18 protein-coding genes are annotated in these 15,745 nt (G+C 73.2%); 10 read left to right on the top strand and 8 right to left on the bottom strand.

Annotation, left to right across the window (positions count from 1 at the left end; genetic code table 11):
- The first annotated feature begins 19 nt into the window (after positions 1–19).
- The 6 genes from QSK37_RS47000 to QSK37_RS46975 all read left to right on the top strand — a co-directional run bounded on the left by QSK37_RS47000 (position 20) and on the right by QSK37_RS46975 (position 3,603).
- Complete coding sequence (locus QSK37_RS47000; RefSeq protein ID WP_285635309.1) at positions 20–730, top strand: CTP synthase C-terminal region-related (seleno)protein; 711 nt, start codon at positions 20–22, stop codon at positions 728–730.
- 70 nt (positions 731–800) lie between these two features.
- Complete coding sequence (locus QSK37_RS46995; protein WP_285635307.1) at positions 801–1,514, top strand: 2OG-Fe(II) oxygenase; 714 nt, start codon at positions 801–803, stop codon at positions 1,512–1,514.
- A gap of 3 nt (positions 1,515–1,517) precedes the next feature.
- The gene (locus QSK37_RS46990; protein WP_285635305.1) at positions 1,518–1,781 is read left to right on the top strand and encodes an Ada metal-binding domain-containing protein; all 264 of its coding nucleotides are present in this window, start codon (positions 1,518–1,520) and stop codon (positions 1,779–1,781) included.
- Entirely contained in the window at positions 1,778–2,296 is a 519-nt protein-coding gene (locus tag QSK37_RS46985) for a hypothetical protein (protein ID WP_285635302.1), read from the top strand. The genes QSK37_RS46990 and QSK37_RS46985 overlap by 4 nt, the downstream gene beginning before the upstream one ends.
- A gap of 59 nt (positions 2,297–2,355) precedes the next feature.
- Positions 2,356–3,204, top strand: a complete 849-nt coding sequence (locus QSK37_RS46980; protein ID WP_285635301.1) for a GNAT family N-acetyltransferase — start codon at positions 2,356–2,358, stop codon at positions 3,202–3,204.
- A gap of 141 nt (positions 3,205–3,345) precedes the next feature.
- The gene (locus QSK37_RS46975; RefSeq protein WP_285635298.1) at positions 3,346–3,603 is read left to right on the top strand and encodes a DoxX-related protein; all 258 of its coding nucleotides are present in this window, start codon (positions 3,346–3,348) and stop codon (positions 3,601–3,603) included.
- On the opposite strand, the gene QSK37_RS46970 is transcribed toward QSK37_RS46975, so the two are convergent.
- Positions 3,595–4,242, bottom strand: coding sequence for a response regulator (locus tag QSK37_RS46970; RefSeq protein WP_285635295.1), 648 nt, complete (start codon positions 4,240–4,242; stop codon positions 3,595–3,597). The genes QSK37_RS46975 and QSK37_RS46970 overlap by 9 nt on opposite strands.
- Positions 4,239–5,444, bottom strand: coding sequence for a sensor histidine kinase (locus QSK37_RS46965; protein ID WP_285635292.1), 1,206 nt, complete (start codon positions 5,442–5,444; stop codon positions 4,239–4,241). The genes QSK37_RS46970 and QSK37_RS46965 overlap by 4 nt, the downstream gene beginning before the upstream one ends.
- Before the next feature lie 132 nt (positions 5,445–5,576).
- Here QSK37_RS46965 and QSK37_RS46960 point away from each other — a divergent pair, with 132 nt between their 5' ends.
- Positions 5,577–6,683: an alpha/beta hydrolase family protein gene (locus tag QSK37_RS46960; protein ID WP_285635289.1), complete on the top strand. Its 1,107-nt coding sequence runs from the start codon at positions 5,577–5,579 to the stop codon at positions 6,681–6,683.
- Between the two features lie 44 nt (positions 6,684–6,727).
- Here QSK37_RS46960 and QSK37_RS46955 read toward each other — a convergent pair whose 3' ends face one another.
- The 4 genes from QSK37_RS46955 to QSK37_RS46940 form a co-directional block, all read right to left on the bottom strand.
- Positions 6,728–8,293 (bottom strand): outer membrane protein assembly factor BamB family protein, encoded by a 1,566-nt coding sequence (locus QSK37_RS46955; protein ID WP_285635287.1) that lies wholly within the window; start codon positions 8,291–8,293, stop codon positions 6,728–6,730.
- A gap of 169 nt (positions 8,294–8,462) precedes the next feature.
- Positions 8,463–9,146 (bottom strand): YrdB family protein, encoded by a 684-nt coding sequence (locus QSK37_RS46950; RefSeq protein WP_285635285.1) that lies wholly within the window; start codon positions 9,144–9,146, stop codon positions 8,463–8,465.
- A gap of 187 nt (positions 9,147–9,333) precedes the next feature.
- Positions 9,334–9,930, bottom strand: a complete 597-nt coding sequence (locus QSK37_RS46945) for an HAAS signaling domain-containing protein (RefSeq protein ID WP_285635283.1) — start codon at positions 9,928–9,930, stop codon at positions 9,334–9,336.
- Between the two features lie 5 nt (positions 9,931–9,935).
- The gene (locus QSK37_RS46940) at positions 9,936–10,280 is read right to left on the bottom strand and encodes a PadR family transcriptional regulator (protein WP_285635281.1); all 345 of its coding nucleotides are present in this window, start codon (positions 10,278–10,280) and stop codon (positions 9,936–9,938) included.
- A gap of 258 nt (positions 10,281–10,538) precedes the next feature.
- Here QSK37_RS46940 and QSK37_RS46935 point away from each other — a divergent pair, with 258 nt between their 5' ends.
- Positions 10,539–12,338, top strand: a complete 1,800-nt coding sequence (locus QSK37_RS46935) for a S8 family serine peptidase (protein ID WP_285635279.1) — start codon at positions 10,539–10,541, stop codon at positions 12,336–12,338.
- A gap of 3 nt (positions 12,339–12,341) precedes the next feature.
- Here the strand turns inward: QSK37_RS46935 and QSK37_RS46930 are convergent, their stop codons facing one another.
- Positions 12,342–12,752, bottom strand: coding sequence for a DUF2000 domain-containing protein (locus QSK37_RS46930; RefSeq protein ID WP_285635277.1), 411 nt, complete (start codon positions 12,750–12,752; stop codon positions 12,342–12,344).
- A 73-nt stretch (positions 12,753–12,825) separates the two neighbouring features.
- On the opposite strand from QSK37_RS46930, the gene QSK37_RS46925 reads away from it, so the two are divergent.
- Positions 12,826–13,650 carry an AraC family transcriptional regulator gene (locus QSK37_RS46925; protein ID WP_285635275.1) on the top strand — a complete coding sequence of 275 codons (825 nt, stop codon included), beginning with the start codon at positions 12,826–12,828 and terminating at the stop codon, positions 13,648–13,650.
- On the opposite strand, the gene QSK37_RS46920 is transcribed toward QSK37_RS46925, so the two are convergent.
- Positions 13,637–14,335 carry an ArsR/SmtB family transcription factor gene (locus QSK37_RS46920; protein ID WP_285635273.1) on the bottom strand — a complete coding sequence of 233 codons (699 nt, stop codon included), beginning with the start codon at positions 14,333–14,335 and terminating at the stop codon, positions 13,637–13,639. The two genes, QSK37_RS46925 and QSK37_RS46920, sit on opposite strands and share 14 nt — an antisense overlap.
- Positions 14,336–14,446: 111 nt before the next feature.
- Here QSK37_RS46920 and QSK37_RS46915 point away from each other — a divergent pair, with 111 nt between their 5' ends.
- On the top strand, positions 14,447–15,661 hold the full coding sequence (locus tag QSK37_RS46915) for an MFS transporter (protein WP_285635363.1): 1,215 nt from the start codon (positions 14,447–14,449) through the stop codon (positions 15,659–15,661).
- Positions 15,662–15,745: the final 84 nt, after the last annotated feature.

Genomic DNA, 15,745 nt, shown 5'->3' with positions numbered 1-15,745 from the left:
TCGCGTCCAGGATGACCGCATGGACACCTTCACCCCGCGGATCGCCCTGGTCGGTGACCGCTCCCCGAACGTACGGGCGCACGTCCGGATCCCCACGCTGCTCGCGGCGCTCGCGGAGCGCGACCGCCTGGTCCTGGACGCGTACTGGATCCCGACCGAAGAGGCCGACGGCGCGGTGGACGGCTTCGACGCGATCTGGCTGGTGCCGGGCAGCCCGTACCGCAGCCTGGCCGGCGCGGTCGCCGCCGCCCGTACCGCACGGGAGCGGAACATCCCGTTCCTGGGTACATGCGGGGGTTTCCAGCACGCCCTCCTGGAGTACGCGCGGAACGTCTGCGGGCTCGCCTCGGCCGACCACGCCGAGTACCCGTCCGCCACCGGCGACCCGCTGATCACGCCGCTGGCCTGCTCGCTCGTCGGGCACGAGGGCGTCGTACGGGTGGCGGACGGCTCGCTGGCCCGGCGGATCCTGGGCGCCGAGCACACGGTCGAGCGGTACCACTGCTCGTACGGGCTGAGCCAGGCGTTCCTCGACGTGCTGCGCGAGCGCGGGATGCGGTTCAGCGGCGCCGACGAGAACGGCGAGGTACGGATCGCCGAGCTGCCGGGTCACCCGTTCCATCTGGCCACGCTGTTTCAGCCCGAGCTGGCGGGCGACGGCAGCCGCCCCCACCCGATCATCAGGGCCTTCGCCGCCGCCGCGCACGCCACCCGCACCGTGACGGCCTGACCCGCCGGGCGAACGTGCCGTCCGTTTTCCGCCAGCGGACGTCTTCTCCCTGCCGCACAGTGGAAGGGTGATGACCGACGACAGTGGACGGAACGTGGACGCGGCGGACTGGACGGCGCTCGCCGAGGAGCTGGACACGCACGGCTGCGCGCTCACGCCGCGGCTGCTCACGCCGGAACAGTGCCGCGACATCGCCGCCCTGTACGACCGGGAGGAGCTGTTCCGGACCACGATCGACATGGCCCGGCACCGGTTCGGCTCCGGCGAGTACCGGTACTTCACCCACGACCTGCCGGATCCGATCGCCGGCCTGCGCGAGGCCTTCTACCCTCATCTGCTGCCCATCGCCCGTGACTGGGCGGCCCGCCTCGGCCGTCCCGCGCCCTGGCCCGACGACCTCGCCGAATGGCTGGCGCTGTGCCACGAGGCCGGGCAGGCCCGGTCGGCGCAGATCCTGCTGCGCTATCACGCGGGCGACTGGAACGCCCTGCACCGCGACGTGTTCGGCGACATGTTGTTCCCGCTCCAGGTCGTGATCGGCCTCGACGAACACGGCACCGACTACACCGGCGGCGAGTTCCTCCTGGTCGAACAGCGTCCCCGCGCCCAGTCCCGCGGCACGGTACGGGTCCTCGAACAGGGCCACGGCCTGATCTTCACCACCCGCGACCGCCCCGTCCGCACCAAGCGCGGCTGGTCGGCCGGCGCCGTACGCCACGGCGTCAGCACCGTACGGACGGGCCGCCGCCGCGCCCTCGGCCTGGTCTTCCACGACGCCACCTGACCCATGTCCGCTGCTCGCGTCTACACGTTGATCGCCACGGACGGACGTCCCTACCGCAGCCTCACACCGGGCACGCTCGGCGGCCACCGGCAGCAGCGGATGTACGGGCGGCTGGACTGCCCTTCGGCGCTGAGAGCCATCGCGCGCGGTGGCTATGTCCGGCATCGGGTGTTCTTCGCCGACGAGGCCACCGCCGCCGCGGCCGGCTACCGGCCATGCGCCGTCTGTCTGCCCGAGGAGTACGCGCGATGGAAGGCGAACACATGACTCTCCGGTACGAACGCGGGCCGTCCCGCTCGCCGTTGGTCGCCGCGGCCGAGGTGGCCGCGTACGGTGAACCGTCGCCGCCGTCCCGCCACACCGACGCGGAGCTCGCCGCTCTCATCGGGCTGCTGACGGGGCGGATCCAGACCGTCGTGGTGGGTCACGGCCGCGATGACGCCTCCCGAACGGCCGCCCGGGCCTTCGCCGCCGCCTGGCAGCGGCCGGGCAGGGAGATCATCACCACGGTGGACTGGCCGGAGACGGCCGCGTCCTGGCTGCGGTCCGCCCGGCGGCTGACCGCTCCGGCACCGGACGCGTGGGTGGTGGTCGCCGCCCCGCTCGGCTTCGCCCAGCTGAGCCGCCGCCTGCGGTACAGCACCGGCTGGGACCCGCGGCGAACCTTCGCCTTCGCCTCACTCCACGACGCCCGCCTGCCCGCGCTGGCCGGCCCGGAGACGGTGTGCGGGCTGCGCGGCGCCACCGCCGACGGTGGCTTCTGGGAGATCCGCCCCCGGTGAGCGCACACGCCGCCGGAAATCCGGATGCGCGGCGGCCCCGATCGCGTCCACCATGGAGCATGGGCTGGAACATCACGGGTGATCTGGACGCCTACCTCACCGAGGCCGGCGACTTCCTACGCGCCGACCCGGTGGAGAACACCGTGCCCCTGGGCGTGGTCGAGACCCTGCGGGCGAAAGGCGCGGACGTCTTCGGCGAGGGGCCGCTGTTCGGCTGGTGGCGCCCGGACGCGGGCGTACGGGGCACGCTCCTGCAGACCGGCACCTTCCCGCTGCAGCTGAGCGCGGTGCCGGACCAGGCGGCCGCCGTGCTCGCCGACGCACTGGCCGACCGTGGCGTCGTCCTGCCCGGGGTCAGCGGCCACCCGTCGGCGGCCCGCGCGTTCGCCGACATCTGGGAGAAGCGGACGGATGCGGTCGCGGAGGTGCACATGCGCCAGCGCCTGTTCCGCCTGGATCGGCTGGAGCCGCCGGACCCGCGCCCGGACGGTCTGCCACGCGTCGCCACCGGCGCCGACCACGGCCTCGTGTTCGACTGGTTCAGGGCGTTCGAGGAGGAGGCGTCGGCCGGCGGCCTGACGAACGCCGCGCTGATCGACGACCGCATCGGCTACGACGGGGTGCTCCTGTGGGAGGTGGACGGCCGCCCGGTGACGCTGGCGGCCCGTACGCGCGTGGTGTCGGGGATGGCGCGGATCGGCCCGGTCTACACGCCGCCCGAACACCGCCGGCGCGGGTACGGAGCCGCGGTCACCGCGGCCCTGGCCCGGGCGACGCTGGACGCCGGCGCCTCGCACGTCGTGCTGTTCACCGACCTGGCCAACCCGACGAGCAACGGCGTCTACCAGCGCATCGGCTTCCGCCCGGTCAGCGACCGGCTGATCCTCAACTTCCGCCCGGGAGCCTGAGAACGCCGAAGCCCTCCCCCGCCGGGGCCCCCCATTTCTATTGTCGGGCGCTCGGGTCGGCGGGAGAAAGGTCCTTGGTACGGCCTGTGGATAACCGCCGGAGGGCTATGGTCGGGGTTTCCCCCTCTGAAAGGCCTTCCGATGTTGCGTATCGCCGGAATTCTCCTTGCCGGGACCGGGGCGGCCCACTTCGCCGCTCCGCAGGTGTTCGACCCGATCTCCAAGGCCGCCTTCCCCGACGACACCCGCCAGTGGACCTACCGCAACGGTGCGATCGAGGTCGCGCTCGGGCTGGCCCTGACGACGAAGAGGACGCGGCTCCTGGGCCTGGCGGGCACCGCCGGGTACGCCGGCTGGCTGGCGAGCCGGGTCCGCGCCAACCGCGGCGCGTCACAGTAGGCCGGCCTCGTACACCAGGATCGCCGCCTGGACGCGGTTGGTCAGCCCGAGTTTGGCGAGCGCACGGCTGACGTGCGTCTTCACCGTGGCCTCCCGCATCGTGAGCTCGCGGCCGATCTCGGCGTTGGACAGGTCGCGGGCGACCGCGCGTACGACCTGACGTTCCCGTGTGGTGAGGACGGCGAAGCGTTCGTGGGCCGCCTCGGCGTGTGACGGACCCCGCTCGACGAACGACCCGATCAGCCGCCTGGTCACGGTGGGGGCCAGCATCGCGTTGCCGGCCGCGACCGTGCGGACGGCGGAGGCCAGGTCGCGCGGCGGAGTGTCCTTCAGCAGAAATCCGACGGCGCCGGCCCGCAGTGCCCGGTGTACGTGTTCATCCAGGTCGAACGTGGTGAGCATGATCACCTTGGGCGGGTCGTCCCGGCGCACGATCCGCTCGGCGGCGGTCAGCCCGTCCATGCCGGGCATCCGGACGTCCATCAGCACGACGTCGGCGCGGAGCCGCTCGACCGCGGCCACGGCCTCGGTGCCGTCCCGCGCCTCGCCCACCACGACGATGTCGCCCGCCGCCTCCAGGATCAGGCGCAGTCCGGACCGTACGAGCGCCTCGTCGTCGACGACCAGCACCCTGATCACCCGGCACCTCCCCCGGCCGGCAGCCTGGCGATCATCCCGAACCCGCCGTCCGGCCGCGGGCACGCCTCGAACTCGCCTCCCAGCAGGCCGACGCGCTCCCGCAGTCCGCTCAGGCCCAGGCCCGCGCCGGGGAGCGGCTCTCGCGACCCCTCGCCGGGGCCGTTGCGCACCGCCACCTCGATCTCGTCCGGAAGATAGCGCAGGACGACCTCGGTGGACGCGCCGCCTGCGTGCTTGTGCACGTTGGTCAGGGCCTCCTGGACGACACGGTAGGCGGTCCGCTCGACCAGGTCCGGGAGCGCCCGGACCGTGCCCTCGTCGCGCCGGGTGACGTCGATGCCCAGGCTCCTGGTCTGGTCGAGCAGCCGGTCGAGATCGGTCAGCGTCGGCTGGGGCACCGTGGCCGCACCCGCGTACGGCGAACGGAGCACCCCAAGGACGTTCCGCAGGTCGCTGAGCGCCTCGCGGCCGATGCCGCGGATCAGGGCGGCCGCCTCGGCGGTGCGCTCGTCGCCGGCGCCGACCTCCAGCGCCCCCGCGTGCAGCACCATCAGGGAGACGCGGTGGGCGACGACGTCGTGCATCTCCCGGGCGATCCGCGTCCGTTCCTGCGCCCGCGCCTGCTCGGCGCGGGCGGCCTGCTCACGCTCCAGCCGCCGGGCGCGCTCGCGCAGCGCGTCGACGGCGAGCCGCCGCGCGTTCACCCACAGACCCGTGGCCAGCGGCAGGCACACGAGTACGGCCAGCAGGATCGCGAGGTTGGGGAAGGTCGCGGTCGCGAGATACCGGGGTCCGCCGACCGCGACCCCGGTCCCGATCGACATTCCGGTGACCGCGAGCGTCGCCAGGCCGAAGGGCACCACGCGCGCCCGCCGCAGGTTCGTACCGGCGTAGTACGCGGCGACCATCACCGCGGGCCAGAGCGCCAGCCACACCCAGCCCACCGCCGCCAGCACGAACACGGGCCATCGCCGGCGCCGGGCGAGACCGGCCGCGACTCCGGACGCCACGCAGGTCGCGATGGCCAGGAACCGGACCCACACGGCCGCCGGACCGGCCGCCGCCGGGAAGAGCTCGCCGAGGAAGCCCTCGACCGACACCACGGACAGCAGGCAGACGGCCGCGCCGAGGATCCACGGGAGGGCCGGATCGATCAGGCGGTCGATCCGCCTCAGCCGCTCGATCGTCCGGTGTCGCTCCATGGCCCGAGCGTACGGGCGGCGAGTCGCCCCGACCCACGACGATCGTCGTACCGGCCGCCAACGAAAGTCGTAGCCGGCCGATCAACGACCGGCGGACGTGATCGTCGTCGCATCGGCTGGAGGCTGCGGTCCATGCGGAAATCCATCATCGGCGGCCTGCTGGCCGCCACCCTCCTCACCTGCACCGCCGCCACCCCGGCGGCCGCGGAACCCGAGCTCGGCCTGCCCCGGCCGACCGGCCCTCGCCCGGTCGGCGTCACGACGTTGCAGCTGGTCGACTCCTCGCGTACGGACCCGTGGGTGCCGGTGTCGGGCGCGCGCCGGCTGATGGTGTCGCTCTGGTACCCGGCGTCGGCGGCAGGGGGCACGCGCGCCGCGTACATGACCCCGCAGGAGTCGGCGCTGCTGCTCAAGGGAGAGGGCATCACCACCGTGGCGCCCGACACGCTGAGCCGGACCCGCACCGACGCGTACACCGACGCCACGCCGACCCGCGGCCGGCATCCGCTGGTCGTGCTCTCCCCGGGGTTCTCCCTGCCGCGCTCGTCCCTCACCTCGCTGGGCGAGGACCTGGCGAGCCGGGGCTACGCGGTCGCCGCGGTCGACCACACCTACGAGAACTTCGGTGAGACCTTCCCCGACGGCCACACCACCACGTGTGTCGTGTGCGAGGCCGACCCGACGCCCGCCCTGGCGCGGAAGCTGGCCGCCGGCCGGGCCGCCGACGTGTCGTTCGTCCTCGACCGGCTCACCGGCTCGCACCCCGCGTGGAAGGGCGGCGTCTCCTCCTCGCGGATCGGCATGGCCGGGCACTCCCTCGGCGGAGACTCCACGGCCGTGACCATGGCGGCCGACCGGCGGGTACGGGCCGGGATCGACATGGACGGCACGATCAACACGCCCGTCACCGGGCTGTCCCGCCCGTTCCTGCTCATGGGGACCGCGGCCGGGCACACGCCGTCGTCCAAGGACGCGACCTGGAACGACGCGTGGCGGCACCTGACCGGGTGGCGACGCTGGATCACCGTCGCCGGCACGCAGCACTCCTCCTTCACCGACCTGCATCCGCTCGCCGACGAGCTCGGCCTCGACTTCGGCACGGACATCTCCGGGACCCGCGCGGTGCAGATCACGCGGGCCTACGTCGGGGCCTTCTTCGACCGCCACCTCCGGAACCGGCCCGAGCCCCTGCTGGACGGGCCCTCGCCGGCCTGTCCGGAGGTGACCTTCTGGAACTGACGCGGGAGAGCGGCGGCCCCTCGCGCGGGGGCCGCCGCCGCCGGTCAGCGGCCGAAGACCATCAGCGCGGAGCCGCGGTCGTTCGGGTACGGGGTGAAGGCGTAGCCGGTCTGCGTGTAGAGCAGGCCGTGCGAGACGACCGCGCCGCCGCCGCCGGACAGGGCGCCGCCCCGGCCCGGCAGGCCGTTGACGCCCTGGACGTCCCGCATCGTGTCGTAGCTCCACAGGACCCGGCCGGTGTCCGCCGAGTAGGCGCGCATCTTGCCGTCCATGCCGCCCTCCCAGACGAGGCCGGGCGTCGTGGTCACCGCCGGGGTGAAGCCGCGCTGGCAGATGTCCGGGTACTTCGCCGCACCGCCCGTCGTGCAGCCGTCCGCCGGGCTCGGCGCCTGCCACAGCACGTGCCCGGTGGCCGGGTCCAGCGCGAACAGCGTGCCCGGGTCGGCCATGTACGTCGCGACGTACAGCCGGTGCCCGTCGTAGCTCGAACCCCACTGGATGCCGGACAGGCCGCCGTTCGGCATCGGCGTGGACAGTTGCCGCCGCCAGACCGCCTTGCCCGTACGGGCGTCGAGCACGTGGTACACGCCGACCTTCTGGCCGATGCCGACCAGGCGCCGCCCGCCCATGGTGAACAGGTTCGGCGCGGCGCCGAGGTCGAAGTCCAGCGCGGTGCCGTCCGGGAGGTTCGGGCAGTACTTCTGGTCCGCCGGGTCCTGGCTGCCGCACTCGGCCCGCCAGGTGTCGACGTCGGTCATCTTCCTGGTCCAGCGGGCCCGCCCGGTACGGGTGTCCAGCGCCAGTACGGAGTCGAAGTGCCCGCCGCTGCCGGTGTAGTTCTGGCCGGTGCCGACGTACACGGTGTGCGTCTCCGGGTCGACCGCCGGGCTGCTCCAGACCCCGCCGCCGGACGGCGCGTACCTCGGCAGACCGTTCGGCCAGGTGCCGTCCCGCTTGGGCTTGGGCACGGTGTAGTAGCGCCAGGCGACCTTCCCGGTACGGGCGTCGAGGGCGTCGAGGTGCCCCCGGAAGGTGCAGCAGGCGTGGTCCTTACCGGCGACGTTCTCGCCGCTGGACACCCCGACGTACACCCGGCCGTCGAAGACGATCGGCGAGCTGGTGACGACCGCGCCGGGTGTCGCGTCGAGCCGCGTCACCCAGTCGAGCCGCCCGCTGCGCCGGTCCACCGCGTACAGGTAGCCGCGGATGTCGCCGAAGTAGACCCGGCCGCCGGAGACCGCCGGGCCGTCCTGTACCTGCGTGCCGCCGGTGCCGACCGTGGTCAGGTCGAAGGTCCACCGCGCGCCGCCGGTACGGGCGTCGCGGGCGTACATCTTGCCGTCCGGGCCGCCGAAGTAGACCGTGCCGCCGGAGACCGCGGGCTGGCTGCGTGGCGTGCCGGCCTCCTTCGGGTACGCGAAGGCCCACCTCAACTTCAGCCCGCCGACATTGGCCGGCGTGATGGCGTGTTCGGCCGAATTGAACCGCGACCCGAGCCGGTCGCCCTGCCAGGTCGGCCAGTCGCCGTTCGCCCGCGGCACGGCGGCGCCCGCCGGCGGCACCATCGCGGTCAACGGCATGACAAGAGACACCACGATCGGTATCGCCATTCGCCGGCGCCCTCGCGCTCCGCGCATCCCATCTCCTCCCGGTGCCCGCGCCCACCGCGGGCTCCCGGCCAGACTGGCGAACGCGCACCGGGCTCCACATCGACCAGACGGTCACACCCGATCAACCGAAAGTCCGGAGATGAACAGCCGATCGGATGCCCGTTCCTGGTCAGCGGTTCATGCCGGTCCACCGCGAGACGTCCACCTTGAGGAAGGCGGCCTCGCGGTCGAGGGTGGCGATCACGGTGTTGGCGGTGACGAGCACGCCGAACAGGACCGCGAGCGTACGGTGCCCGAGCACGTCCAGGCAGATCATCGCCGAGCCGAAGACGAGCGCCTTCACCGCGAGGACCCCGGCGAGCGGCAGTGCCACCCGGGCCTTCGGCGCGGCGAACAGCCCCCACACGACCGCCGCCGCCAGCGGCGTGCCGATGCCCAGAATCAGGTGCAGGGCGAGCCCGCTCCCGACGGTCGCGCCCCACCAGGCGAGCATCGCCAGCGCGAGCAGTTCGAAGAGGAACGCCAGCCCCTCGTTCACCAGGTGCGCCGGGCCGGTGGCGACGAGGTCGCCCCCGGTGAGCCGCCGCCAGCGCGGGATCTCGCTGTAGATGGTGCCGATGACCAGCGCCCAGACCAGCAGCGCCACCGGCACCGGCCAGGCCGCCCAGGACGCGGTGACCGCGGCGAGGAGTTGCAGCACGACCAGCGCGACCGTGACCCAGCCGGGCACGGCGACCGGAACCTGGGTCTTGTCGCCGGGCGTGGCGAACACGGCAGGGAGCCCGATCAGGAGCAGCAGCGCCACACCGGCGAGGACCGGCGAGTGGGAGGCCAGCGCCCAGGGCGTCGCCACCCAGGCGACGGCCTCCGCGGCGAACCGCGGGGCCGCCGAACGTTCGGTACCGACCGGCGCCTCGGGCGCGCCGGTCTCTCGCGTGGAAGCCAGTGCTCTCTCCCGTACATCCCGATGCCACCAGGTACGCCCCAGTGTGCCCTGCCCCCGATCGCTCCTGCCAGAGCACCCTCTGTGGGCCGGAAGGTCACATCGCGGGGGGTTTCGCGCGGCGCAGCAGGTATGCGGCCGATCCGATCGAGCCGACCACGGTGACCAGGATGATGGTCGAGGCGACTCCGGCTCCCGAGCTCTTACAGGCGCCGTCCGGGGAGCAGGTACTGGACCCACGACTCCAGAAGAAGAAAAGCCAGACGGCGACGGCCAGCCCTCCGGGGAAGATCAGGGTGCCGATCAGCTTGTCGAGGGTCGTCCAACGAGCGGAGGCCCACAGAAGCACCACCCCGATCACCCAGCCGAGGCCGGGTAGGACGATGCCGCCGATCAGCAGGAGGATGACCGCCACGAGCTCGAAGGCACCCACCCCGCGTCGCCCCGTGGCCGCCGCCTGAGGTGAGGGCTCCGCCTCGGCGCCCGCCTCGCGGACGATGTCCTCCGGCGTGCCGAGGCGGTCGAGGACGGTGCGTACGGTCGCCTCGTCCTGGTGCCGCTCCTGGGACAGCGTGATCTCGATGTGGGCCTTGATCTCGGCGAGCAGCTCCGCTCGCTGGGCCGACGGCAGCGTGCGAGCCGCCGTCTCGAGGCGGCCGAGGTAGTCCTCGATCAGTTCGTCCGTAGCCGTCATCGCTTTCAATTTCCCTTCCCTATGAAGTACTTCACGGCGTCGCTGAATCGGTCCCACTCCCCGGCGAAAACGTTCAGCGCCTGGCGCCCGGCCGAGGTGAGCCGGTAGTAGCGCCGCGGCGGACCGGTGGTGGACTCCTGCCATGTCGTTTCGACCAGTCCCTGCCGGCGCAGCCGGGACAGCAAGGGGTAGATGGTCCCTTCGCTGGTGACCATCCCGTCGACCTCGCCGAGAAGGCGGATGATCTCGACGCTGTAGCGCTGCTCGTCGCGCAACAGCGCCAGCACGCAGTAGGGCAGCGCGCCCCTACGCATCTGCGTGAGGAGGTTCAATGCATCACCCTGTTCCATGCCACGCATGGTACCTGCCTCGGCATGGGTTGTCGATGGAGGCAGGACGATCGGGTATTCGACCAGATGAAAAGTAGCTCAATAAATAGCTGTTAATCGCTCCATAACGCGCGAAATTGCAGCGCAGGACCAACTCTTCGCAGCTCAGTGGGCCGATTGACGCGAGCGGTCGCGGGAATTGAATTCATGCGCGCCGGCTCCGCGGCCGCATTTCCCGGCCACGGCCCCGCACGTCACCGCGGGTGAAGGGAGCAGATGGTGTCCATCCTCACCCGGCGGGCGGGCCTCGCCGTGCTGGCCGCGCTCGCGTTCGTCTCCGTGCCGGTCCGCGGCGTCGGCTCTGCGGACGCCGGCGTCGATCCCCTCGCGGGCCTGCCGGTCAAGCGGGCGTGCCCGGACACGTCCAAGCCGGGCATGGTGACCTGCCTCGCGCTCGTGCGCACCGATGTGAGGCCGCAGCACGGCATCCAGCCGCAGCACGCGCCCACCGGGCTCGGCGCGCGCGAGCTGCGCGACGCCTACCGGCTGCCGACCGCGACCGCCGGCAAGGGCCAGACGGTCGCCATCATCAACGTCTTCGACGACCCGAAGGCCGAGTCCGACCTCGCCGTCTACCGCGCGCAGTACGGCCTGCCGCCGTGCACCACCGCGAACGGCTGCTTCCGCAAGGTCAACGCCGACGGCAGCACCCGGCTGCCCCACGCCGACACCAGCTGGGCCGAGGAGATGTCCCTTGACCTCGACATGGTCTCGGCGGCCTGCCCCAACTGCAGGATCCTCCTCGTCGAGGCCGACGAGCCCTCGATCCCCGGCCTGGGCCAGGGCGTCGACACCGCCGTACGCCTCGGCGCGAAGTACATCTCCAACAGCTACGGCGGCGCGGAGTCGGCCTCGGCGGCCGCCTCCGACTTCCAGCACTTCGACCACCCGGGCGTGGCGATCACCGCGGCCTCCGGCGACAGCGGCTACGGCGTGCTGTTCCCGGCCACGGCCCCGCACGTCACCGCGGTCGGCGGCACGACACTCAGCCGGGCGTCCAACGCGCGGGGCTGGGACGAGACGGCGTGGAGCGGTTCGGGCTCCGGCTGCTCGACGCAGGCACCCAAGCCGCCGTGGCAGAAGGACACCGGCTGTTCGCGCCGCACCGTCGCCGACGTCGCGGCGGTCGCCGACCCGCACACGGGCGTCGCGGTGTACGACACGTTCGGGTTCGGCGGCTGGCAGGTCGTCGGCGGCACCAGCGCGGCGGCGCCGATCATCGCCGGGGCGTACGCCCTGGCCGCGTCGCTGCCGGGCACCGGGTACGCGGCCGCGGTCCCGTACGCCCATCCGGACGAGCTGCACGACATCGTCCAGGGCAGCACCGGCACCTGCACTCCGGCGTACCTCTGCACCGCGGGCCCCGGTTACGACGGCCCGACCGGGCTCGGCACACCCGACGGCGTGGACGCCTTCCGCGCCGGCCGGGCCGAGGCGAGCCGGGTTCGCGAGGCGGGCGTGTCCTGGTTGGCCCTGGCGGCCGCCCGCCCCGGCCCCGGCGCCCCCGCACCGCGCGCCGTCGCGGACCACGCCGTCACGGGCGGCGCTCCGGCACGTACGGCGGCCGCGGCCCTGCGGCCGCTCGTCAACGGCGGTTTCGAGACCGGCTCGCTGGCCGGCTGGACGTCCGCGGGCGTGGTGACCGGCGTGACCAAGGACCATCCGCACAGCGGAAGGTACGCGGCGCTGCTCGGTTACCCCGACGATCCGAAGAAGGGCGACTCCGTCATCCGGCAGAACTTCACCGCCGTGCGCGGCAACCGCAGGCTGTCGTTCTGGTACAACGTCAGCTGCCCGGACAAGGTGCGCTACGACTGGGTGACCGTCTCGCTGCGCGACGACACGACCGGCGTCACCAGTACGGTGTTGCCCCGCACCTGCACGTACTACAACACGTGGGAGAAGGCCGAGGCTCCGGTCGTCGGCGGCCACGCGTACACCCTGACGCTGCTGAGCCACGACGACGGCTACTTCGGCGACCCGACGTCGGCCAAGTTCGACGACGTGACGCTGTCCTGACGCTCACGGGTGCAGGGGCAGCCCTTTGAGGGTCTTGTCCAGGGGGTTCTTCGGCCCGAACACGGCGAGGCCGACCAGCGCCAGCTCCTCGGCCGGCACGGCGCGGACGGCGGCGCGGTTGGCCTCGTCGTGCCCGGTCTTGAACATGTCCTCGGTGAAGACGGCGACGTCCAGGGAGCGGTTCACGGCCGCGCCGCGCACCCGGCCGAGCGCCTCGGCGCCGGCGGCGTAGACGAGCACGGGCTGGCGGAACATCGACAGGTATCCGGTGCCGGAGCCGTCCTCGTACGGCTCGCCGATGACCTCGGGGTGGTTCGCGGCGACCGCGCCGGCCAGGAACGCGGTCACATTGAGTTTCTGCCAGACGGCCAGATCCTCCCGGACGACAATGCCGATCTTGGTGTCGAATCGCATGGCCCGATCCTGGCGCGGCCGCCCGCCGGGGGTCTTGAACGCTCGTGCGCCGGTCACGGGCGACAATGGAGCGGTGCCACGCGATTGGTCCCGTTACTGGCACTCGGGTGATCGGCCGCTGGAGGCCATGCACGCCCACTTCGAGCGGCATGTCTACCACCGGCACAGCCACGAGTCCTACTCCTTCGGCGTCACGGAGAGCGGCGCCCAGTCGTTCACCTGCCGCGGCGGGGCGCACACCAGCGCGAGCGGCATGGTGATGGCGTTCAATCCCGACGACCCGCACGACGGTCACGCCGCCGACGGGCTCGGTTTCACCTACCGCATGGTGCACATCGGGCCGGATCTCGTCCGCGACGTGCTCTCCGACCGGGGAGGACGCCCCGCCGGTCTGCCGCTGTTCGCCGAGCCGGTGATCGACGATCCGGCCGCCGCGCGGCACGTCGACGCCCTGCACCGCGCGCTGGTCGGCGGTGCGCCGGCCCTGCGGCGCGACGAACTGCTCGCGGCCACGGTCGCGTGCCTCACCCGCCGCGCCACCGGGTGGCGGCCCGAACGGCCCACCGCCGCCGAGCCGACGGTCGCCGCGCTCGCGCGGGACGTCATCCACGACACGTATCTGGAGGACGTCACCGCCGACGACCTCGCGGCCGCGACCGGCCGTACCCGCTACGCGGTCTACCGCGCGTTCCGGTCGGCGTACGGGATGGCGCCGAGCGACTACCAGCGGCAGCTGCGGCTACGGGCGGCCCGGCGGCTGATCGCCGCCGGCGAGCCGCTGAGCGACGTCGCGGCCCGTACGGGGTTCGCCGACCAGGCCCATTTCACGCGCTGGTTCACCCGCTACTACGGCGTCACGCCCGGCGGCTATCGGCTCGCGCGCCTCAGGACGGGGTGAAGCCGGGCAGCAGGACGGGCAGCCGCTCGGCGCCCTCCGCCGTCACCGTCACGTCCCGGCCGCCGGCCGGCGCGACGAGCCCCTGGTCGAGGAAGGCGTCGAGCACGGAGCGGCCGAGCGCCCCGCCGAGGTGCGGAAGCCGCCACGTACGGTCCAGGCAGGCGGTGGCGAGCTTGCGGCGGCCCGGATCGACCGCCGCGAGGTCGACGCCGAGCTCGCCGAAGAGCGTGGGGTCGGGCCCCAGGCTCCGGCCGTCGTCCGTCAGCGCGCCCCGCCGGACGAGCGCGCCGAACACCGCGACGCCGAGCCGCCCGGCGAGGTGGTCGTAGCAGGTCCGCGTCGCGTCGGCGGTGGCACCGGCACGCCGCGGCCCCGCCTCCGGGTCGGCGTGCGCGTACCGGGACAGCGCGGTGAGCACGTCACCGAGGCCGGGGGCGGCCGCGCGGTAGACCGCGTGCCGTCCGGTGTGCTCGACCTCGACGAGCCCGGCCGTACGCAGCCGCGCCAGGTGGTTGCCCAGGCGGGGCGCTGTCACGCCGAGCGCGTCGGCGAGCTGGCTGAGCGTGTGCGGGCCCTCGATGGCGAGGAGCTGCAGGGCGGTGAGCCGGATCGGATCGGCGAGCTCCCGCGCGAGCGCGGTCACCGCGCTGGTCACCGGGTGCCGAGGATCGACCCAATCCGACATGCCGGCCAGGCTATCACCATTCATGGAACCGTGAATGGTGCTTGCGCCGTCGTCGCGTACCGACCTACATTCACCTTTCAGGCTTCTCTGAAAGGTGGCGCGGTGGCAACGATGGCGCTCTCGGCGGTACGGCCGGGGCTGCGGCGGCTGCTCTGGGGACGCGGGATCTCGGCACTGGGTGACGGCCTGTGGTTCACCATCTGGGCGCTGTACTTCACCCGGATCCTGCGGCTGTCCCCGAGCACCGTCGGCCTGGCCATGACGCTGGCCGGCGGCGCCGGGCTCGCCCTGGCCGTGCCGATCGGGGCGCTCGCCGACCGGTACGGTCCGCGCGGCGTGCTCGTCGCGATCACCGTCGTACGGGCGGCGGCGATGGCCGGATACCTGGTCATCCACGGCACCTGGGCGTTCCTCGCGGTGACCGTCCTGTTCACCGCGCCGGCCAACGGCGCCACCGCGGCGCGGACCGCGATGGTGGCCGGGCTGGTCCCCGGCGACGCCGAGCGGATGCGGACCCTGGCCGGGCAACGCGTCGCCCAGCACGTCGGGTACGCCGTCGGCGCCGGACTCGGCGCGCTGGTCCTGTCGGCCGACCGGCCCGGCGGCTATCTGGCGGCGATCGCGGGCGACGCGGCCAGCTTCCTCGTACTGGCGGCCGTGACCGCGACCGTGCCCGCGGTGGCGCCGGTCGCCCGCTCCCGTACGACCGGCGCGCGGCTGGTCCTGCGCGACCGCCCGTACCTGGCCGTCGCCGGGGCCACGGCGGTGCTGTCCCTGTGCTGGGCGATGCTGTCCACGGGCCTCCCGCTGTGGATCTCCCGTACGGGCCGGCTCCCGCTGTCGCTGAGCGGCGCGGTCGTGGTGATCAGCTCGGTCGGGATCGCCGTTCTCCAGGTGCCGGCCGCCCGGCTGGCGCGCGGCGTCGGCGCCTCCGCCCGTACGGCGGTGTGGTCGGGCGTCGCGCTGGCGGTGAGCTGTGTGCTGCTGGCGACGACGTCCGCCGGGCCGGTCCTGGTCGCCGCGTCGGTCGTCATCGTCGCGTCGCTCTTCCACGTGGCCGGTGAGCTGGGGTTCGTCGCGGCGAGCTGGGGGCTGTCGATCCCCCTGATGCCCGAACACGCACGCGGGGCGTACCAGGGAGCGTCGGAGGGGGCCACCGCGACGGTGCAGATGTTCGCGCCCGCGGTGTTCACGCTGACGCTCACCGGGCTCGGGGCGGCGGGCTGGCTCCTCGTCGCCGCGGTGTTCGTCGCGTGCTCCGCACCCCTGCCGGCACTCGCCCGCTGGGCCGAGCGAACCCGACGCGAGCCGCGACACACCATCTGACCAGCCCGAACATCGGTGATCGCGCCCCCTCTCTTCGCTACCGTCGCGATCAAGGCCTCCGCGAGCCGCGGGGGAGCGAAAGGA

Origin of the sequence: Actinoallomurus iriomotensis, from assembly GCF_030269445.1 — a bacterium.
GTDB lineage: Bacteria > Actinomycetota > Actinomycetes > Streptosporangiales > Streptosporangiaceae > Actinoallomurus > Actinoallomurus iriomotensis.
This window is presented reverse-complemented; position numbering and strand designations above follow the sequence as displayed.